Source organism: Bacillus sp. A260, assembly GCF_009861435.1.
Taxonomy (GTDB): domain Bacteria; phylum Bacillota; class Bacilli; order Bacillales; family Bacillaceae_G; genus Bacillus_A; species Bacillus_A cereus.
Window position 1 is genome coordinate 2,106,012 of record NZ_CP046398.1, and the last position, 19,210, is coordinate 2,125,221.

Consider the following 19,210-nt stretch of genomic DNA (forward strand, 5'->3'; position numbering starts at 1 on the left):
TATATGGAGCAATTAAAAAAGCAAGTTTGTGATTATATTGAGAGCCATGAAGAGGAAAGTGTGAAATTTTTAAAACGATTAATTCAAGAAAAGAGCGTATCTGGTGATGAAAGCGGTGCGCAGGCAATTGTGATTGAAAAATTACGTGAATTAGGTTTAGAGCTCGATATATGGGAGCCTTCTTTTTCTAAAATGAAAGATCATCCTTATTTTGTATCACCCCGTACAAGTTTTTCAGATAGCCCAAATATTGTAGCAACTTTAAAAGGAAGTGGCGACGGGAAATCTATGATATTGAATGGGCATATTGATGTAGTTCCAGAAGGGGATGTGAATCAGTGGGAACATCATCCTTATAGCGGTGAGAAAATCGGAAATCGTATATATGGCCGTGGAACGACGGATATGAAGGGCGGAAATGTCGCACTTATGCTTGCGATGGAAGCGATTATTGAATCTAACATTGAATTAAAAGGAGACATCTATTTTCAAAGTGTAATAGAAGAGGAAAGTGGCGGAGCAGGGACATTAGCAACTATATTACGAGGATATAAGGCAGATGGTGTCATTATTCCGGAGCCTACTAATATGAAGTTTTTCCCGAAACAACAAGGTTCCATGTGGTTTCGTCTACGTGTAAAAGGGAAAGCTGCACACGGTGGAACGCGCTATGAAGGGGTTAGTGCAATTGAAAAAAGTATGTTTGTTATAGAACATGTAAGAAAGCTAGAGAAGAAAAGAAATAGTCGAATTACAGATCCGTTATTTAAAGAAATTCCGATTCCAATTCCAATTAACATTGGGAAAATTGAAGGAGGGAGTTGGCCAAGTTCTGTTCCCGATGAATTAATTTTAGAAGGAAGATGCGGTGTTGCGCCGAATGAGACTATAGAGGCGGCAAAAGAAGAGTTTGAGAATTGGATTGCTGAATTAAATGATGTGGACAATTGGTTTGTTGAAAATCCAGTAGAAGTAGAATGGTTTGGAGCGAGATGGGTTCCTGGTGAACTAGAAGAGAATCATGAACTCATTACGACACTTCATCACAACTTTGTTGAAATCGAAGGGAACGAACCAATTATTGAAGCATCTCCGTGGGGGACTGATGGAGGTTTATTTACACAAATTGCAAACGTACCAACAATAGTATTTGGTCCAGGAGAGACGAAAGTAGCACACTATCCAAACGAATATATAGAAGTTGATAAAATGATAGCTGCCGCAAAAATTATTGCATGTACATTACTAGATTGGTGTGAGGTGAAAAAATGAAATACTATGAATCTTTTAGAGAACAGACGAATTGTTATACAGTAGAAGGTGTTTTAGATTATTTTAATAAGCGTATTCGGGTAGATCACTATACAGGAAATGTTGAAAGTATTATACAGACAATTGACGAACTAGCAGAGAAACATTCTTTCACTAAATGTATTATTAAAGGAAAGGGAGAGCATGTTTCAACATGGCTCTCTTTCGGTTTTTTGTTGGAAGCAACGATACCTCATTATTTTCAAGGACACGATGCATACTTTTTTGTGAAATATAATAATGATGAAAGACGAAATAGTATGCATTGGATTGAGGAAGATACTATATTAAGCGGTGTAAAAGGAAAAGAAATAAAAGAAAAAGTAGTTCCAGAGAAATTTTTGCTGAGAAAAGCGACTGAAGAAGATGCAGAAGAATTAGCAACTGTATTCGGAAAAGTATTTGAAGTGTATCCGACACCTTTAAATGAAGCGAGTTATGTATTACAGACGATGAAAGAAGACGATACAATTTACTACGTGTATGAATTTGAGGGGAAAATTATTAGTACAGCATCTGCAGAAATGAACATAAAGGAAGGGAATGCAGAATTAACGAATTGTGCTACTTTACCTGAATACCGTAAACATGGATTTATGAAAAGTTTACTAATTAAATTAGAGGAAGAACTTCAAGAAAGATCTATTTTCTGCTCCTATACAATTGCTCGATCGCTTTCTTTCGGAATGAATGCTGCCTTTCATCAATTAGGCTATACGTATACAGGAAGACTGGCGAATAATTGCTACATTTTCGATAAGTTGGAAGATATGAATATATGGGTGAAAGATCTATCTAGCTATTCGAAAGCAGTAAAACTTCCGCCTCAAAATTTGGCTGTAAAGCAAAACAGTTAGGTGGAGCTGGGTGTTTGAAAAAGCCGTACTAATTAGAGTTTCGAGTTATCTAATGAAAATATAAAATTGATTAAAATTATAGAACGGAATCGTCATGCTTACAATCGCACATAGGTGTGCCGAAAATTCGGCATGTAATTGCTGGATTTTCGGCAAAAGGGGGGATGACATTGCTAGCAGTTTCGACACAAGAAGTCATTGAAGCGATTTTGGGCAGTATTGATGAGGCTATACACGCTGTAGATGAAAATGGAATTACAATATTTTATAATTCTGTAGCTGCAAAACACGATGGATCGAAGATTGAAAAAGTGTTAGGGAAACATCTGTTAGAAGCGTTCCCGTCTTTATCAAGGGAAACGAGTACATTGATGAAAGTACTAGATACAAAAAAACCTATCGTACATCAGGTACAACATTATCAAAATTTAAATGGTGAAGATGTTTGTACAGTAAATACGACGTTACCTATTTTTATAGATGGGAATATTGCTGGGGCTGTTGAAATTGCAAAGGATTACTCTACAATTCAAAAGCTTACTGACACAATTGTTGACTTACAGTCGAAAATAAAGCGATCATCTAGAAAAAAAGTGATTAAAAAGCACGCTGCATTTGAGACGATAGTGACAAATGATACGCGGTTTAAACAGACGAAAGAGTTAGCACAAAAAGTAGCACCAACAGACGCGAATGTTTTAATATATGGTGAAACAGGAACAGGAAAAGAACTGTTCGTACAAGCAATTCATGAAGCTTCTAAAAGAAAAAACAAGCCATTTATTGCACAAAACTGTGCAGCTTTACCAGAGTCGCTATTAGAAAGTTTATTGTTTGGAACGACAAAAGGAAGCTATACGGGAGCGATTGAAAGAGCTGGGCTATTTGAACTTGTTGATGGTGGGACATTATTTTTAGATGAACTGAATTCAATGCCTCTTGATTTGCAGGCAAAAATGTTACGAGTGTTAGAAGATGGAGTCATTAGAAGAATTGGTGATAATAAGACGAGAAAAGTAGATGTTCGTGTTATTACCGCGATGAACCAGCCTCCAGAAATATGTTTACGAGAGAATAAAATTCGCACTGATTTATATTATCGCTTAAACGTATTTTCATTATATATCCCACCGCTTCGTGAAAGAACTGAGGATGTACTATTATTAGCATCTTATTTTTTGAAAGAATATAATAAAAGTTATAAAAAAGGTGTACTTCAAATTGATGAGGAAGCGAAAGATAGACTGCAAGCTTATCAGTGGCCTGGAAATGTACGGGAGTTAAAACATACGATTGAACATGCTGTTATTATTGCAGAAGGGAATACATTAACAGCCAATTGTTTACCACGTACATTTCGGAAAGAGAAGTTTTCGAAGAAGAAGGGTATAATGCCACTTAGAGAAGCACTTCATCAAACAGAAAAAGAATTAATAGATCAAGCGTTGATTGAAACGGAAGGGAATATATTACAAGCCGCAAAAATGTTGGGTATCCCTCGTCAAACGCTTCAATATAAACTGAGCAAGTACGACAAAACCGCCGAATAATCGGCGGTTTTTGTGTGTTTGCACCAATAAAAGAGCGTTTACATATATAAAAAGTAATGAATATGATGTTAAGTATTGATTTCATACAACGCTTAAAAATATTTTTTCGCTTATGTAATAGGGTTCTCCGCACATTTACTTATCAACAATGTAAAGTTGGCATAACTATTGCTTATATAAAGGATGAGCGTATAAAAAGGGGGAATAGCAATGTTACATGATGTATACAAACCAAATCGTCACTGGAAGGATATCGAATTATGGAAAGATGTTACTGAAGAGCAATGGAATGATTGGGTTTGGCAATTAACGAATACGATCAAAACGTTAGATGACTTAAGAAAAGTGATTAACTTAACACCTGAAGAAGAAGAGGGCGTTAAAATTTCAACGAAAACGATCCCGTTAAATATTACACCGTACTATGCTTGGCTAATGAATCCTGATGATCCACGCTGTCCGATTCGGATGCAATCAGTACCGATTTCGGAAGAGTTATATAAAACAAAATATGATTTAGAAGACCCACTTCACGAAGACGAAGATTCACCAGTTCCAGGGCTAACACATCGCTATCCAGACCGTGTACTATTCTTAGTAACAAATCAATGTTCTATGTATTGTCGTTACTGTACACGTCGTCGTTTTAGTGGACAAATTGGAATGGGTGTACCGAAGAAACAATTAGATGATGCAATTGCTTATATTCGTGAAACGCCACAAGTACGAGATGTATTAATCTCCGGTGGTGACGGACTTCTAATTAACGATAAAATTTTAGAATATGTATTAAAAAATTTACGAGAGATTCCGCATGTTGAGATTATTCGTATCGGAACGAGAGCACCAGTAGTATTCCCACAACGTATTACAGAAAACTTATGTAACATTATTAAAAAATACCATCCAGTATGGTTAAATACACATTTCAATACATCTATTGAAATTACTGAAGAATCGAAAAAGGCATGTGAAATGTTAGCGAATGCTGGTGTTCCAGTCGGAAACCAAGCAGTAATTTTAGCTGGTATTAACGACAGCGTTCCAATTATGAAAAAACTTATGCATGACTTAGTAAAAATCCGTGTACGTCCATACTACATTTATCAATGTGACTTATCTGAAGGTATCGGTCACTTCCGTGCACCAGTATCTAAAGGTCTTGAAATTATTGAAGGTTTACGTGGACACACATCTGGTTATGCTGTTCCGACATTCGTTGTTGATGCGCCAGGTGGAGGCGGTAAAATTGCACTTCAGCCAAACTATTTAATCTCACAAAGTGCAGATAAAGTTGTACTTCGTAACTTTGAAGGTGTTATTACGACGTATCCAGAACCAGAGAGCTATATTCCAGGAAGAGCGGAAGGATACTTTAAAGAGATTTATCCGAACTACGAAGAAAAACGTTCAGATGTTGGTATCGCAGGTCTTATGAGCGATAAGAAATTTAACCTCGTTCCAGACGACTTACAGCGTATGAACCGTCGTAAAGACTACGAAGATAATGATACTCATGCATCTTTAAAAGATAAACGTGATAAGCGCGATCAATTAAAAGATAAAAAATATCAAGCACAAATGGCTAAGTTAGAAGAAAACGACAAAAAAACTGAGGGTGATGCAGTATGAATTGTATGTGGTGTGACAGTACAGAAGCGAAAGAAAGCTTGAATACTGTATATTGGGAATTACCAGATGGTACGAAAGCCATTGAAATCCAAGAGACACCATGTATTTCTTGTTCCTCGTGCGGGATGGACTATCAATCAGACCATACAGTAAAAGAAATTGAAGATCAATTATTCTTAATTTACACGAAAGATTTACCAAAACAACTAACATATGAAGAATTAATGGGAAGACCGCGTCTATTAAAAAGAAATTATTTCGACTTTTAACCAGCTTTTATGCTGGTTTTTTTCTTTTTTGCCTTGTATAATGTACCCAAGTTAGAAAGGTAGGGAATATTTTTGAAAAAGACATTTTACCATTATATGATGAAGCATCGTGCAGCTTTATTTAGAAATGAAATTTCAGATTTAGCAGAGGCGATGTATGATGATTTAAGTTTTCCGAAGCAATCTGAAGACTATGATGAAATTAGTTCATACTTAGAGTTGAGCGGAATGCTAGAAAGTATGTCTATATTTGATGAAGCCTGGGATTTATACATACAAGATAGATAAAAACTATTTGAAAACATACAGAATACATTACTTTATTTAAAGTGAAGTATTCTGTATGTTTTTTTATTATGAAATTTGTTGATTTGAAGCTAGTCTAGTTACTAGCTTTTGTTTGAGTGTAATGTAAATTTTATAAGATTATATTTTTTATTGAAAAAATTTATGAATATAAGCTTCTGTGATAAGCGTTTTTATGTAGGTTGCATATACTGATATCAAAATCACGACGTCAAAAAAAGGAGAGATAGAGATGGCAAGAAAAAAACAACCTAAATACAACGTAGGGGACATAGTCGTGATTACGCTATATGGAACCGTTGGGAAAATCACAAATATGAAGGTTTTAGATGGAGTTTATGTATACGAAGTCAATAATCACGATGGATTTTACGTAGAGCAAACATTGCAGCACGTTACAGAGCAAGATATGAAAAAGGGCGATACGGAGTGGATTGAATTAAATTATAATTTCACGTTTGGTGATCTTGTGCAAGTAACTGGATATGATAAAGATGTTTTCCGTATTGTTGGTTTTCGTACAGAAGTATGGAGATATAAGAATGACGCATGGGAAGATACAATTTATGAATTGTCACGGATTACGGATGGTGAATGGTTAGAAGCGGATGAATCAGATTTAACGTTACTCGCCAATGCTCAAACGGCAAATGCAATTTTGAAGAAAATGAAACAAGATAAAGCCGGTATGAATAAATTAGATTTAGGAAAGTTAAAGTCAATTAACAACTCGAAAAAAGTGAGTGTTAAGACGAATCGTCAAGAAATCATTGATGGATTACTTGATATTTATAACGATTATCAATTATTGTTCGATACATTTAAAGATGAAGAATATAAAATTGTAATGGATGTTGTTCATAATTATTTAGTTAAATTGACAGAGAAAAAATAGTTAACTAGAAAGAGAGAATAAATTGAACAACAACATATGCAGTATAAGGTATGCCTACAACTATTAAAAAAATAAAAAGCCACTTTATAAGAGAGTCTGCCCATTGATCTTCATGCATGAACTCTTCTTTTGTTTGTCCTACTTCATATTGATTTTCCATTATTATTTCCCCCTTTGAATAGCTTGTACTACAATCGTATGCATCTCGTCCAAAGCTTATGACCTATAAAAAAATAAAATCTATTTTTCTAATCTCATATACATAATTTTGAGATTTTTTCATAAAACAGAAATAAAGGAGTGATGCTCATGAAGGAAATTGAAGTCGTGATTGATACGGAAGAGATTGCGGAGTTTTTTTATGAGCAACTAATTGAAAGAGGGTACGTCCCAAAACGAGAAGAAATTGAAGATCTCGCAGATATTACATTTGAGTATTTATTAGAGAAATGCATGATTGATGAAGTTTTTGATGAAGAGGATGAATGAAAGTAACGACGGGCATAACTCGTCGTTTTTTACTCTTTACAAACCTGTCACAAATATAGTCAATAATTATTGGTATAATGAAAAGGAAATTTTACTCAAGAGGTGAAGGAATGTTCAAAAAAATTATTGATTCTTTATTAGGAAAGAAAAAATATCGTTCGTATTCAAGTAGTGATTATCGTCGTAGAGGGCGCTCGTATTCAAGTAGCGATTATAAACGACGTTCATCTGGTTATGGACATCAACATTATAAAAGAAAACGTAAAAGCCGTAGCTTCTTTTCAAGTAGCTGATGAAATGGCGTCGTGTACTAGCATTATTTGATAGACCACTGCGAAAAAATACAATTGTTGCAGAGCGTTATAAAATTGAATCAGTAATTGGAATGGGCAGTTATGGGGTTACATATGTCGTTAATGATTTACAAATAAATAAATATAAAGTCTTAAAACAATTAAGACAAAGTAAACAAAGATATGAGTCTGGTAGAAAATCATTTGAACAAGAGAAAATGATCTTACAAACATTAAATCATCATGCAATTCCTAGTCTATATGATCATTTCCTATGGGAGAAAAAGAGCTTCTTTGTGATGGAGTACATGCCTGGTAAAAATTTTGAAGATTATATTTTCATAGATGGGTATGTATATACAGAACGTGAAGTTTTTGAGATTTTATATGAAATATTAGAAATTGTATCGGTGTTTCATAGTGAAGGCATTATTCATCGAGATTTACGCATTCCAAACATACTAATGAAAGAAAATCAAATTAGTATTATTGATTTTGGATTGGCTAAATGGAAAGGTGAGGATGATGAGCGAGCTACAACTTACGAAGGTGAACAAGCTTTGATGCGAGAAGTTCACTTTCGTAGCGACTTTTATGCGCTCGGTCATTTCTCATTATTTTTATTATATGCAGGATATGAATCTAATGAAAAACAGGAAAAACCATGGTACGAAGAATTAACTTTGGAACATTATAATCGTGAAATGCTTATGCGAATGTTACAAATAAAAACGCCGTACTATGAGAATGTACAAGATTTAAAACAAGATGTAGCTTCTGCTTTAGAAAGGATGGAGACTCCATGTTTCAAAAGTTTTTAGCAAGCGTTGGTATTGGAAGTGCAAAGGTAGATACTGTTCTTGAAAAAGATGAGTATATTGTTGGGGAAGAAATAGTTGGAAAGGTTCATATAACTGGAGGTTCAGTTAGCCAACAAATTGAAAGCATTTACTTAACATTATCGACGTCGTATGTACGAGAAGTGGATGATAAAAAAGTAACAGCAACATATGATTTAGAGCGAGTACGCTTAACAGAACCTTTTTCTGTAGAACCGAATGAAAAAGTTGAAATTCCATTTTCTTTTCCAATGCCAATTGAAGCACCACTTACACTTGGTATGAAAACGGTTTGGATTCATACAGGTCTTGATATTAAGCGTAGTATAGACCCAAGTGACCGCGACTACGTTCAAGTGTTACCTAATGCATTATTAAGTAGTGTTTTAGATAGTGTAAATGAATTAGGGTTTAAAGCACGTCATATAGAATGTGAAGAATTACCGCATCGATTACGTAAGCAAGTTCCATTCGCACAAGAATTTGAGTTTATTTCGGTTTCTGGAGAGCATTATGGGAAATTAGATGAATTAGAATTATTAATCTTGCCACGTGCATACGACCGACTAGAAATTATTATGGAAGTAGATAGAAAATCCCGTGGTTTAGCTGGATTATTCGCTGAGGCGCTTGATCTTGATGAGAAGGTGATTCGTTTTACCGTAACAAGAGAAGATATCCCTGAGATGAAGCAAAAAATTAATAATTATATTTTTTAATAAACTATGCATAAAAAAGAAATGGAGAGGAAAACTAAAACAACCGCTCCATTTTTTTGCATAGTGAGGTTATGTATGTGAAACGATATCGACATTTATACTTGCTAAGTTTTACGTTACTCATTTGTTTTGTCGTATTATCACTTTCGTATCATACCGCTTGTATTGAGAACTTTGACAATATAGTCGCACATTTTATTCAAAGCTTTCGAAACGATTATTTGACGACCTACTTTACTTGGGTGTCTTTTATCGGTTCCAAAAGAATATATTTTCCATTACTCATTATTCTTGTAATGTATTTTCTCGTTAGAAAAAAGTTACTTAGTGCGTTACTTCTAACAATTAATTACTACGGATCTCGTTATTTAAACAGTATGCTTAAACTATGGTACGAACGAGCAAGACCTGATGTCACGCAGCTTGTTACTGCAACTGGATATAGTTTTCCGAGCGGTCATACGATGAATGCTACTGCTTTTTTAGGATTTATTGCATACGTCACAATTACTGAAGAGCGTATTTCGTTGCATAAAAAATTGTTAATTATTCTTATAGCAAGCTTTGTTGTATTATCTATTTCAGTTAGCCGAATATATCTTGGCGTGCACTATCCATCTGACATATTAGCAGGATGGGCAGCTGGCGGTAGCTGGCTCGTTTTATGTGTTATATTCCATAAAACGTTCATAAAAAAAGAACCTATGTCATAATAGGTTCTTTTTTCATTGGCTCAACATGAATGTGTGCATGGTAAATTCCAAATTTTTTGCGCAGCATAGCTTCGATGTTGTCGGTAATACAGTGACTTTCTCCAACATCCATGCGAGCATCTACTTCAATTGTAATATCAACGTACGTTTGATTCCCATACATACGTGCTCGAATATCTACAATGTTTTCCACACCGCCAATATGCTCAATAGCATCAGCGTATTCTTCCATTTTATCAGGATCAATTCCATCTGTTAGCATATGAGAAGATTCTACGAAAATCTCCCATGCAGTTTTACAAATAATAAGACCGACAATTAAAGCGGCAATAGGGTCTAAAATAGGCATTTGGAACTGAGAACCGACAATACCTACTACGGTACCAATACTTACGAGTGCATCTGATAAATTATCCTTTGCAGCGGCTTCTAATGATTTACTTTTTGTTCGTGCTGCAATTTTTTTCGTATACAAATACACGCAGTACATAACGACAGCAGAAAATAAAGCAACCCATGCAGCGAGTACATTAGGCGCTGCTTGTTTCGGATTTAAGAAAGATTGAATGGCACTAATAACAACTTCTAATCCGACTGTTGCCATAATGAAGGACGCAACAAGTGATGCGATTTGTTCGGCACGCGAATGCCCATACGGATGATCTGGGTCACGAGGTTTACGAGATATTTTTAGACCAATTAATATCGCTAAAGAAGCACCGATATCCGTTAAGTTATTTAAACCGTCAGCGCGTAATGCGCTAGAGAGGGTAATATAACTGATGATGATTTTCATAGAGGATAAAAATATGTAGGCCATAATGCTGACAATAGCACCTTTATCAGCTTCTTTATGAGAAAGAGTATCCATTTTAATCACTCACCTTTCTTTAAAGGAATTTCTTTCTATAAATAGAGTATCAAACGAAAGTCGTGTGGGTCTATACAAACATTGTTGACGTTTTATAGCTTTTTAAGAAGGGGATAACAAAGTTTCGTAAAGGAAAAATATGTTGAAAAGTACAAAGTCAAGGTGTGAACCTAATTGGAGTTTATTTACTAAAGAGATAGGAGGGTAGATGGATGAGGAAACGAATACTTTTCTTACTACGTATTATTCTTATCATGACAAGGTGTAATTCATTAAACGATGAAAAACTTCAAAAGATAATTGTGAAAATAGATGAAAACCCTCTGAAAAATATTTTCCAGAGGGCTTTCATTTTAGTATGCTTCTAAAAACTCAGTAACTTGCTCTTCTGTTTTTGCATTAGCACTATGTAAGTGGCCTAGCTTCTCACCGTTTTGGTATACAAGTAAACTTGGAATACCCATTACTTGATACTCTTCAGCGATACTTGGAAACTCATCTTTATTGATAGAGTACCATTCAAATTTATTGAACTCTTCCATTACATCTCCGATAAAGTTGTCCATACGTACGCAATCTGGGCACCATGTAGTAAAGAACTTAACAACTACAGGCTCCTCGCTTGCGATGATGTCTTTGAATTCTTGTTCTGTTTTAATTTCTTTCATAAGTAAAACTCCTTTCAATATCACACGAATTTATATGCAAAATTCGTATTTGCAAACATGTTGCAAACTTATTATTTGTTTTTTAGTTTTGTAGTTCGTTCACACTTATAAAATTATATGTAACATGACTGCGCTACTAAGTGTGAAAATAATGGAACCTCACTTTTCTTTATAAGCTTTTTCCAGGATTGTGTCAAACTTTTGAATTTTATACAGAAATTAAAGAAGCCCACACTTTGATTGAGTATGGGCAGAGTGACTAAAATTAATCGCTTATTAATTTCGAATAGATATTTAAATCGATAAGCTTTCCAGCTGATTTTTCGCTCTTTCTCAGAATCCCTTCTAGATTAATTAACTTTTATTATACAAGAAAATAACTACATTGAACAAAAGCGTTAATTGGAGGTAACGAAATGACAAACTCATCAATTGAATATTGCGTTCAGTGTGATTAAGAAAGTGGTGTATAAAGATGGGACGAGATGAGAGTTACTTCCGAGCTAAAAAAAGAGTAGATAATTTAAAATCATTTTACATGCATTTAACCATTTACATACTAGTCAATCTGATGCTTTTTTACTTTTTAAGTAGTGAATTAGCTATTTTTTATTTTATAAAGAAATAACTCCGAAGCTCATATCCTTTCATGATAATATAAGGTGAAGAAGAGGGCCTTCCCTCTAATTATTAGTACACACTAATAAGGTTTTACGGGTAGTTAATTTTTTATCTAACTTCCTCGTATGTACTGAATTTTAATGTGAAAATGTTCGTTAATAGGAGATAAAAGAAAAAAGAGGATATATGAATGCTTGTATTAGGTTTTATATTAATTGGTTTAGGTGTTTTTATTGTTTGTCTGACTGTAATTGATGGAATCAGAGAGACAAAGGAACATAGTTTCAGTGGGTTTAAAGATTTTATTATTATTGTGCTGGTGCATATTATAGAAATAATCAGTGATTTATGGGGATTCCGATTGCTATTTATATTGATAGGATTGGTTTGCATCGGATTTGGCGTTGCTATTTTAATAGTGGAATTGTAGTGGAAGATAAGTAAAGGGCATCTAATTAAGATGCCTTTTTATATTAATTCCAAAAATTGAATAAGGTTAGAAATTATATGGTTGTAATGGGAATTGAGGGATATGAATAAAAAAATTTTATCCCGCTATTTGTCGGGCAGTAAATACCTCCACCTCAAAATTCAGCGGAAGCAAAGAAGTTAGGTGGGGTCGGGCTGCCAGTAAAAGCCCGATTGGTGAGAGCTGATTAAAGTTTCACTTTATTAGGGATTTGCCTTAAACATTTATTACAGTCAAGAATATTTATAATAATATGAACTAAAAAAGGTCCAATTTTTGTAATGTTGGAGGGGATTATTGTGGACATAACTCAAAGCGTATCAAGAATAGTGGTTAATGGGAAAGACCTTTCTTTCACTTCAGTTCAAACCTCTGCATGGAATCATGGACCTGTAAATGATTTAATCGTTACGACGAATCAGAGAGTGAATGAGCTTTATCAATTCATGTGGTCGCAAGTACCGGTTACGATTTCGGTATATTTCCTTCAAGGAGCGGATTTACTTAGGTTCGTTAGGGTTGCGGGAATTAATGAGCGTGTAACAGGAGAATATGTATATCATTTCATTTGGTAATAAGAAGGAGTCAAAGTAGTCTAGCAGCTACTTTTTTATTTTGTCATTTGAATATAAGCGAGCGGACTAGCTTTATAGTACCCACTGAAATAAAGAATCATAATATAATTTGTAATAACTTATACGGGAAGGGAGCTGAAAATCATGTTTTATTCATATTTTAATTCTGAAACTGGTATGCGACCAGCGTATGGTACATCTATAACGTATAGTGGAGCACAAAGTACAGTCCAAGCTATTCAACAAGCATTGCAAATGCAACAACAATTGCAAATGCAGCAGCAAGGTGTACAACCGTATTATTCATCCGTAGAGTATTTTTACCCAGTACATCATGTTACACCGTACGGAAGTTCTTTTCTTACTATTCCATATGGAACTGTATACAACTTATAACTAATAAGGAATGCAGTGGTGTATATAAATAAGGGTGCAGGTTAATAGCGCCCTTATGAATAATAAAAATAGCTAGTCCAAACCTTATAAATCAATCTTACATAATATGTAGTAATAAGTTTGAAAGGGGAATTAGTATGTCTTGTTATTACTACTGTAAGTATTGTAAGGAGTATAAAAAGAAGCATCATGATTGTTGTAAGAACACTAGTAAGTGCCATGATAACAAGGACAATCTTGTTAGAGCATCCGCATTTAGAGCTAGAAATACAGTAAATCAAAATGTTCCTGCTAATACTTTTGTGAAAGTGTTATTTCAAAATGAACAATTTGATTTAGCGAATGAGTATAATCCAGCAACATCTATTTTTATGCCGAAGACTAAAGGTGTATATTCTATTATTGGAACGATTGGTTTCTTTCCAAACGATCCAACTTTAAATTATAGAGCGCGTGTAGAAATTCGTGTGAATGGAAACGCAGCGATAGCTATAGATAATGACTTTTTTGGTCCAATAAGTTTTGGAAATGTCGTAAGTGTTTCGACGATTGTTCAATTGAATGCAGGGGATGAAGTTGAGATTTATGCACAAAGTAGTATAGATGGAGTTTTAAGTCCTTTAGAAGATGGTGCACATTTTGAAGCAGCAAGATTTCCTTCTCCAATTAAATAAAGTCATTAAACAATGAGTTTGCAGAAGCTTAAAGGTAAACCCTCACCGAAATGGTGAGGGTTTTTTAATCTATTAAAAATAGTAACAGGTCGTCCAAGCTATTCTAATCTATATAGCATACTATGTAAAAATAAGTGTAAAGGGGGACTAACTATGTCTTATTATTACTGTAAGTATTGTAAAGATTACAAAAAGGAAAGTCATGATTGTTATAGGAAAAGTAGTAAATGTGATAGGAAGTATGTAAAGGTGAAGTGTTGTGATGATAAGAAAGAGGAGCTTGTAAGGGCATCGGCATTTAGAGCTGTGAATACAGTTAATCAACCTGTTCTAGCAAATACTCCTGTTAAAGTATTATTTCAAAATGAACAATTTGATCTAGCGAATGAATATAATCCAGTAACGTCGATTTTTACTCCGAAAACTAGAGGGGTATATAGTGTATTAGGAAATATAACATTTTCTCCAAATGATTTTAATGTAAATTACAGAGCTAGAGTAGAAATTCGTGTAAATGGCAATCCGGCAATAGCGATAGATAATGATTTCTTTGGAACAGGAGTATTTTTTAATAATGATGTTTCCGTAACTACTATTCTTCAATTAGAAGCAGGAGATTTAGTTGAAGTTTTTGCAGAAAGTAGTATTGCTGGCGTAATTGTACAAAATGTTAATGGTGTAAATACGGTTCACTTTGAAGCGGCAAGATTTCCTTCTCCAACTAAATAAAACTGATTATTAAATGTTTTTTAGTAGGTTTAGTTAATCCCCTTACCAAATGGTGGGGGATTATTATTGTTTTTCTAAAATATATAAGTAAATAGGTAAAGCGTAGATTAATTTGTAGGGGCTTCAACCTTCTTCAGATAATAAACAGAATAATAAGTAACATGCTTGTAAAAACACATTGTTAGTAAGTTTACTAGTTTTCTTATAGAACAAGAAAGACGGAATACATAAAAGATCGTATCATTATGTTTTTTCTTTACTATATAGAAATTATATATTGAACATAGATTTGTGTAGGGAATGCTAATACACTGAAAAGAATAGCATAAAGGCGATTACACTATATAAAAACAAAATCAATCCTAAGATGAGTAGTATTGGATGCAACTTGAACATATTTGACCTCCTTGAGTATATAAAGAATTTTAATATATTGTTGGTCAATTTAGAAGGGGGACGGTTACATAAAAAAAGAGCATACATAAAAAGTACGCTCCAAAGAAAGATAGGTTTTATGAGTGGATAATCTCCATACGATAATATATGTTCTTTTCATAAAAACGTGTAAAAAATCAATGAATTATCAATGGAATATCATAACATGAGTAATTTTAGTCTAGGAATGCAGTTATTTTCTTTCTCGGTTATTTTAGGTAATAAAGTTGTGAAAATCGTGCATTATGCGGACTAACAACGGGATAGCGATCGTACTTCCGTTACATATTTCTTAAAGTCTGGGTATTGCGTGATAGTTTGACATTTAGGGGTGCATAGTTGATTAATTATAGACACATTTGTAATTACTTCGTTACAAGGACCGAAAAATGTAATTTTTAGCTTTGAATTTGGTGGGATTTTGAACACGATAGGTTTTTTTTCCATGAAATCAGCTCCTAATATTGAGTATTATAATTTAATGGATATAGAGTCGTATTAGTATAATATGAAATTTCAGTGGATTTGCTTATAATAAAGAATTTTATAGTAGTAAAAGTGCTTAAAGATGTAAAGAGGAAATTGAGAATGGGAAATAAAATGTTTAATTAATATAATCAATAAATACGCAAATGGTTAATATAACTAATGCATTTTTTTGTTTGTTACATATTATGTTAGTAAGAATGGTATAAGGGGGTAGTATAAAATAGTGGAAGAAAATGTACAAGCTCAGCTTTCGCCACCGTGGATCACATATTTTAATGAATTAAAAAATTCAATAGGTGCTGATCCAACTGTTACAGTTGGGCCGCTTATTCCTGTTGGTGGTAATTATATTATTTTAGTGCATGCGTTAAGCAACGAAAAAGCGAGAGCATTAGCAACGCTTTTAAAATCTTTTGTACAATTTGGGAATGTAAGTGTGACAGTTATTGTAACGAATAATGAGAATGAAATTGTAAATCCATTTCCTTGTCCACTAGATGCATTTGAAATAGCTCATTTATTTCAAGTAGCACTAGAAAATAATCCTTATTTTGAACAAGTTGTGGTACAGCCTCAGTTCCCTGGCGGACCGAATGTTGTTTTTCCGGTTTTCGCTGCGGAAGTCATTCAGTTTTTCAATGACGATATTTCTAACTTATGTCAAACGTTTACAGGTGTTGCGGCCAATGTGTTTCGTGATGTAATGAATGATGAGGTTTGTGGTATCCCAATTCTATTTTCCACAAGTTGTGTTATGAGCAGTGAAAACTCACAATTACAAAATACAGATTTAGCACCAAAGTTGTTTTATTAAACTGTAAAAAGACATTTTCAGTAATAGAAAATGTCTTTTTTATGCACCAATAGTGTTCAGGTTGGAAAATTGCAATTTAATAGGAGTAAACTTCAATTAATTAAAATTTTTCTAAATCTCAAATTTCATGTAGAGGTAGTAATTTTGACTTAAGAATATATAGAAAATGAGGGATGAAATTTTTTAGTTGAAAGGAAATCGATACTGAAAGTTATAATTTAATAATACAGGAGATTTTTTTTAATATCTGTAAAAATGATTGATAGGACGAGATTACATAATAAATGAATAGTAGGGTATATTTCGAATGTTTTATGTGGCATACATGTTAAAGTTGATAGAAATATTTCTGAAAGAGAATATATTTTGAAAAACAGTAAAGATTCTTTTTATTTATATTATAGATAGCTAGTTTTAGAGAGAGGAGGCTTACAATAAAACAAGCTATGAATAAGACATTCAAAAGGAGCTGGAATGTATGGGGTATATTGTAGATATTTCAAAATGGAATGGAACTATTAATTGGGATATTGCAGCATCTCAGCTAGATTTAGTGATTGCTAGAGTTCAAGATGGCTCTAATACGGTGGATTTTATGTATCAAAATTATGTTAGTGAAATGAAAAAGCATAGTATCCCATTCGGTAATTATGCTTTTTGCCGTTTTATATCTATTGCTGATGCAAAGAAAGAGGCACAAGATTTTTGGAATCGTGGTGATCAATCAGCTAAGTTTTGGGTGGCGGACGTAGAAGTTCAAACGATGGCAGATATGCAAGGCGGGACACAGGCATTTATTGATGAATTACGCCGTTTAGGTGCGGAAAAAGTAGGATTATACGTAGGGCATCACACGTATTTATCATTTGGAGCATGTAATATTGAAGCTGATTTTGTATGGATCCCTCGTTATGGAGGGAATAAGCCAGCATATCCATGCGATATGTGGCAATATACGGATTCAGGGAATGTTCCTGGGATTGGGAAATGTGATCTGAATCGATTAGTAGGAAATAAGTCACTTTCTTGGTTTATAGATTCCAACAAAGCAAATCAATCTAACATAGTGTATACACAGCAACCGAATGGCATTGGTATTGCAGTTTCGAAATATCCTGATGGATACGGAATAAATTTATATGAAACTCCCATGACCCCTCACTTTACAGGTGCACTCACTCAGAAAATTCCATATTTAATCTTAACAGGTTATTGGGGAGGCGGTGAGCAAGATATGATTTGTTTAGAGAACGATAAGCAGTGGGCATATTTAAAACATTTTAATGTGAAATGGTTTTATGCAACTTCGAAATATCCTGTCGGTTACGGAGTAAATTATTATGAAGAGCCTGAATGTATGAATTATAAAGGGAATATAGATGGATCGACATCTTTTCGAGTGTGGGGTAGAGTGGGAAATGCGGTAGATATCGGGCAGAATAGTTGGATACCTGAAAAACATGTAATTATTAAGTAACTATAGCGGCAGTATTGTTTTTAAGGAGTATGTAAAGAGTCTTCTTACTATACATAATAGTAAGAAGACTCTTTACGTTTAAAAATGAAAATACATGATACATAGTCTACTCATATGAAATGAATTACATGTAGAAAACACACTGTTTTCACAATGACTGTGTATAGTTAATTTGCATAATGATAAAAGTGAGGTATTTGAATTGAAAAAGAAAAAAATATTTATTGGAACAATTATTTCATGCGTGATGCTAGCATTATCTGCATGTGGTTCCTCAGACAACGTAGTAACATCAAAAGTAGGGAATGTTACAGAGAAAGAATTAAGTAAAGAATTACGACAACAATATGGAGAAAGTACTTTATATCAAATGATGTTAAGTAAGGCATTGTTAGATAAATATAAAGTTTCAGATGAGGAAGCAAAAAAGAAAGTAGAAGAAGCAAAAGATAAAATGGGTGAGAACTTTAAATCGACTTTAGAACAACTTGGATTGAAAAACGAAGATGAATTAAAAGAAAAAATGAAGCCAGAAATTGCATTTGAGAAAGCGATTAAAGCAACAGTTACAGATAAAGATGTGAAAAATAACTATAAACCAGAAATGAAAGTAAGTCACATTTTAGTGAAAGATGAAAAAACGGCTAAAGAAATAAAGGAGAAAGTAAATAATGGTGAAGATTTTGCTGCCTTAGCAAAACAGTATTCAGAGGATACTGGTTCAAAGGAACAGGGCGGGGAAATATCTGGTTTTGCTCCTGGGCAAACAGTGAAAGAATTTGAGGAAGCTGCGTATAAATTAGATGCAGGCCAAGTAAGTGATCCGGTTAAAACAACTTACGGTTACCATATTATTAAAGTGACGGATAAAAAAGAATTGAAGCCATTTGATGAAGTAAAGGATAAAATTCGTAAAGATATAGAACAACAAAGACTACAAGATACGACAGGTAAATGGAAACAACAAGTAGTCAATGATTTATTGAAAGATGCTGATATTAAAGTGAATAATAAAGAATTTAAAGATACATTTAAATTTCTAGAAAAGAAATAATGACTGTAATCATAATTAGAAAAGGGAACTCATATAGAGTTCCCTTTTCTAATTAGTGTGTGAGT

24 protein-coding genes and 1 pseudogene are annotated in these 19,210 nt (G+C 33.8%); 21 read left to right on the plus strand and 4 right to left on the minus strand.

The window, feature by feature from the left end; all coding sequences use genetic code 11:
* The first annotated feature begins 3 nt into the window (after positions 1-3).
* The 7 genes from GD442_RS10755 (at position 4) to GD442_RS10785 (ending at position 6,820) form a co-directional block, all read left to right on the plus strand.
* Positions 4-1,272 (plus strand): peptidase, encoded by a 1,269-nt coding sequence (locus GD442_RS10755; RefSeq protein WP_000436702.1) that lies wholly within the window; start codon positions 4-6, stop codon positions 1,270-1,272.
* A complete protein-coding gene (gene ablB / locus GD442_RS10760; RefSeq protein WP_000878594.1) occupies positions 1,269-2,168 on the plus strand; it encodes a putative beta-lysine N-acetyltransferase in 900 nt (299 codons plus the stop codon). Before GD442_RS10755 ends, ablB begins: the two co-directional genes overlap by 4 nt.
* Before the next feature lie 164 nt (positions 2,169-2,332).
* On the plus strand, positions 2,333-3,718 hold the full coding sequence (rocR, locus tag GD442_RS10765) for an arginine utilization transcriptional regulator RocR (RefSeq protein WP_011110073.1): 1,386 nt from the start codon (positions 2,333-2,335) through the stop codon (positions 3,716-3,718).
* Between the two features lie 210 nt (positions 3,719-3,928).
* Positions 3,929-5,350 carry a lysine 2,3-aminomutase gene (kamA, locus tag GD442_RS10770; protein ID WP_000902142.1) on the plus strand — a complete coding sequence of 474 codons (1,422 nt, stop codon included), beginning with the start codon at positions 3,929-3,931 and terminating at the stop codon, positions 5,348-5,350.
* Positions 5,347-5,619, plus strand: coding sequence for a YokU family protein (locus GD442_RS10775; RefSeq protein ID WP_000995763.1), 273 nt, complete (start codon positions 5,347-5,349; stop codon positions 5,617-5,619). The genes kamA and GD442_RS10775 overlap by 4 nt, the downstream gene beginning before the upstream one ends.
* 72 nt (positions 5,620-5,691) lie before the next feature.
* A complete protein-coding gene (locus GD442_RS10780; protein WP_000750717.1) occupies positions 5,692-5,907 on the plus strand; it encodes a YozE family protein in 216 nt (71 codons plus the stop codon).
* A 250-nt stretch (positions 5,908-6,157) separates the two neighbouring features.
* Positions 6,158-6,820 (plus strand): hypothetical protein, encoded by a 663-nt coding sequence (locus GD442_RS10785; RefSeq protein ID WP_000101499.1) that lies wholly within the window; start codon positions 6,158-6,160, stop codon positions 6,818-6,820.
* A 4-nt stretch (positions 6,821-6,824) separates the two neighbouring features.
* Here the strand turns inward: GD442_RS10785 and GD442_RS10790 are convergent, their stop codons facing one another.
* Positions 6,825-6,980 (minus strand): DUF3930 family protein, encoded by a 156-nt coding sequence (locus GD442_RS10790; protein ID WP_000431486.1) that lies wholly within the window; start codon positions 6,978-6,980, stop codon positions 6,825-6,827.
* 149 nt (positions 6,981-7,129) lie between these two features.
* Here GD442_RS10790 and GD442_RS10795 point away from each other — a divergent pair, with 149 nt between their 5' ends.
* The 5 genes from GD442_RS10795 (at position 7,130) to GD442_RS10815 (ending at position 9,873) form a co-directional block, all read left to right on the plus strand.
* Positions 7,130-7,309: a YozD family protein gene (locus GD442_RS10795; RefSeq protein WP_000658451.1), complete on the plus strand. Its 180-nt coding sequence runs from the start codon at positions 7,130-7,132 to the stop codon at positions 7,307-7,309.
* Positions 7,310-7,419: 110 nt separating this feature from the next.
* Positions 7,420-7,602 (plus strand): hypothetical protein, encoded by a 183-nt coding sequence (locus GD442_RS10800; RefSeq protein ID WP_000473371.1) that lies wholly within the window; start codon positions 7,420-7,422, stop codon positions 7,600-7,602.
* Positions 7,602-8,423 carry a serine/threonine protein kinase gene (locus GD442_RS10805; protein WP_000872054.1) on the plus strand — a complete coding sequence of 274 codons (822 nt, stop codon included), beginning with the start codon at positions 7,602-7,604 and terminating at the stop codon, positions 8,421-8,423. The genes GD442_RS10800 and GD442_RS10805 overlap by 1 nt, the downstream gene beginning before the upstream one ends.
* Positions 8,405-9,160: a sporulation protein gene (locus GD442_RS10810; RefSeq protein WP_000486628.1), complete on the plus strand. Its 756-nt coding sequence runs from the start codon at positions 8,405-8,407 to the stop codon at positions 9,158-9,160. Before GD442_RS10805 ends, GD442_RS10810 begins: the two co-directional genes overlap by 19 nt.
* Positions 9,161-9,237: 77 nt before the next feature.
* Positions 9,238-9,873 carry a phosphatase PAP2 family protein gene (locus GD442_RS10815; RefSeq protein WP_000833370.1) on the plus strand — a complete coding sequence of 212 codons (636 nt, stop codon included), beginning with the start codon at positions 9,238-9,240 and terminating at the stop codon, positions 9,871-9,873.
* Here the strand turns inward: GD442_RS10815 and GD442_RS10820 are convergent.
* A complete protein-coding gene (locus GD442_RS10820; protein ID WP_000380385.1) occupies positions 9,863-10,744 on the minus strand; it encodes a cation diffusion facilitator family transporter in 882 nt (293 codons plus the stop codon). The two genes, GD442_RS10815 and GD442_RS10820, sit on opposite strands and share 11 nt — an antisense overlap.
* 353 nt (positions 10,745-11,097) lie before the next feature.
* Positions 11,098-11,412 carry a thioredoxin family protein gene (locus GD442_RS10825; protein WP_000658787.1) on the minus strand — a complete coding sequence of 105 codons (315 nt, stop codon included), beginning with the start codon at positions 11,410-11,412 and terminating at the stop codon, positions 11,098-11,100.
* A gap of 475 nt (positions 11,413-11,887) precedes the next feature.
* Here GD442_RS10825 and GD442_RS10830 point away from each other — a divergent pair.
* The 6 genes and pseudogenes from GD442_RS10830 to GD442_RS10855 all read left to right on the plus strand — a co-directional run.
* Positions 11,888-11,992: pseudogene (locus GD442_RS10830) on the plus strand (2TM domain-containing protein); the annotation flags it as partial.
* Positions 11,993-12,223: 231 nt separating this feature from the next.
* Positions 12,224-12,463, plus strand: coding sequence for a hypothetical protein (locus GD442_RS10835; protein WP_000960640.1), 240 nt, complete (start codon positions 12,224-12,226; stop codon positions 12,461-12,463).
* 338 nt (positions 12,464-12,801) lie between these two features.
* Positions 12,802-13,077 carry a hypothetical protein gene (locus tag GD442_RS10840; protein ID WP_000355695.1) on the plus strand — a complete coding sequence of 92 codons (276 nt, stop codon included), beginning with the start codon at positions 12,802-12,804 and terminating at the stop codon, positions 13,075-13,077.
* Between the two features lie 144 nt (positions 13,078-13,221).
* Entirely contained in the window at positions 13,222-13,473 is a 252-nt protein-coding gene (locus GD442_RS10845) for a DUF3947 family protein (protein WP_000500095.1), read from the plus strand.
* 137 nt (positions 13,474-13,610) lie between these two features.
* Positions 13,611-14,147, plus strand: coding sequence for a C1q-like domain-containing protein (locus GD442_RS10850; RefSeq protein WP_001278088.1), 537 nt, complete (start codon positions 13,611-13,613; stop codon positions 14,145-14,147).
* A gap of 153 nt (positions 14,148-14,300) precedes the next feature.
* On the plus strand, positions 14,301-14,876 hold the full coding sequence (locus GD442_RS10855; RefSeq protein ID WP_000122943.1) for a complement C1q domain-containing protein: 576 nt from the start codon (positions 14,301-14,303) through the stop codon (positions 14,874-14,876).
* 687 nt (positions 14,877-15,563) lie between these two features.
* Here GD442_RS10855 and GD442_RS10860 read toward each other — a convergent pair.
* Positions 15,564-15,758, minus strand: coding sequence for a hypothetical protein (locus GD442_RS10860; RefSeq protein WP_000412555.1), 195 nt, complete (start codon positions 15,756-15,758; stop codon positions 15,564-15,566).
* A gap of 265 nt (positions 15,759-16,023) precedes the next feature.
* Between GD442_RS10860 and GD442_RS10865 the strand changes: the two genes are divergently transcribed.
* From GD442_RS10865 to GD442_RS10875, 3 genes are all read left to right on the plus strand, one after another.
* Entirely contained in the window at positions 16,024-16,614 is a 591-nt protein-coding gene (locus tag GD442_RS10865; RefSeq protein WP_000392281.1) for a hypothetical protein, read from the plus strand.
* A 478-nt stretch (positions 16,615-17,092) separates the two neighbouring features.
* On the plus strand, positions 17,093-18,091 hold the full coding sequence (locus GD442_RS10870; RefSeq protein WP_159365097.1) for a glycoside hydrolase family 25 protein: 999 nt from the start codon (positions 17,093-17,095) through the stop codon (positions 18,089-18,091).
* A 202-nt stretch (positions 18,092-18,293) separates the two neighbouring features.
* Positions 18,294-19,145 carry a peptidylprolyl isomerase PrsA gene (locus tag GD442_RS10875; protein WP_000727348.1) on the plus strand — a complete coding sequence of 284 codons (852 nt, stop codon included), beginning with the start codon at positions 18,294-18,296 and terminating at the stop codon, positions 19,143-19,145.
* The last annotated feature ends 65 nt before the right edge of the window (positions 19,146-19,210 follow it).

Coding starts and splice junctions, on each gene's coding strand:
- rocR (WP_011110073.1), top strand. CDS start 2,333: ATGACATTGCTAGCAGTTTCGACACAAGAAGTCATTGAAGCGATTTTG.
- kamA (WP_000902142.1), top strand. CDS start 3,929: ATGTTACATGATGTATACAAACCAAATCGTCACTGGAAGGATATCGAA.
- ablB (WP_000878594.1), top strand. CDS start 1,269: ATGAAATACTATGAATCTTTTAGAGAACAGACGAATTGTTATACAGTA.
- GD442_RS10805 (WP_000872054.1), top strand. CDS start 7,602: ATGAAATGGCGTCGTGTACTAGCATTATTTGATAGACCACTGCGAAAA.
- GD442_RS10845 (WP_000500095.1), top strand. CDS start 13,222: ATGTTTTATTCATATTTTAATTCTGAAACTGGTATGCGACCAGCGTAT.
- GD442_RS10790 (WP_000431486.1), bottom strand. CDS start 6,980: ATGGAAAATCAATATGAAGTAGGACAAACAAAAGAAGAGTTCATGCAT.
- GD442_RS10820 (WP_000380385.1), bottom strand. CDS start 10,744: ATGGATACTCTTTCTCATAAAGAAGCTGATAAAGGTGCTATTGTCAGC.
- GD442_RS10825 (WP_000658787.1), bottom strand. CDS start 11,412: ATGAAAGAAATTAAAACAGAACAAGAATTCAAAGACATCATCGCAAGC.
- GD442_RS10870 (WP_159365097.1), top strand. CDS start 17,093: ATGGGGTATATTGTAGATATTTCAAAATGGAATGGAACTATTAATTGG.
- GD442_RS10785 (WP_000101499.1), top strand. CDS start 6,158: ATGGCAAGAAAAAAACAACCTAAATACAACGTAGGGGACATAGTCGTG.
- GD442_RS10835 (WP_000960640.1), top strand. CDS start 12,224: ATGCTTGTATTAGGTTTTATATTAATTGGTTTAGGTGTTTTTATTGTT.
- GD442_RS10775 (WP_000995763.1), top strand. CDS start 5,347: ATGAATTGTATGTGGTGTGACAGTACAGAAGCGAAAGAAAGCTTGAAT.
- GD442_RS10795 (WP_000658451.1), top strand. CDS start 7,130: ATGAAGGAAATTGAAGTCGTGATTGATACGGAAGAGATTGCGGAGTTT.
- GD442_RS10860 (WP_000412555.1), bottom strand. CDS start 15,758: ATGGAAAAAAAACCTATCGTGTTCAAAATCCCACCAAATTCAAAGCTA.
- GD442_RS10850 (WP_001278088.1), top strand. CDS start 13,611: ATGTCTTGTTATTACTACTGTAAGTATTGTAAGGAGTATAAAAAGAAG.
- GD442_RS10810 (WP_000486628.1), top strand. CDS start 8,405: ATGTTTCAAAAGTTTTTAGCAAGCGTTGGTATTGGAAGTGCAAAGGTA.
- GD442_RS10855 (WP_000122943.1), top strand. CDS start 14,301: ATGTCTTATTATTACTGTAAGTATTGTAAAGATTACAAAAAGGAAAGT.
- GD442_RS10755 (WP_000436702.1), top strand. CDS start 4: ATGGAGCAATTAAAAAAGCAAGTTTGTGATTATATTGAGAGCCATGAA.
- GD442_RS10800 (WP_000473371.1), top strand. CDS start 7,420: ATGTTCAAAAAAATTATTGATTCTTTATTAGGAAAGAAAAAATATCGT.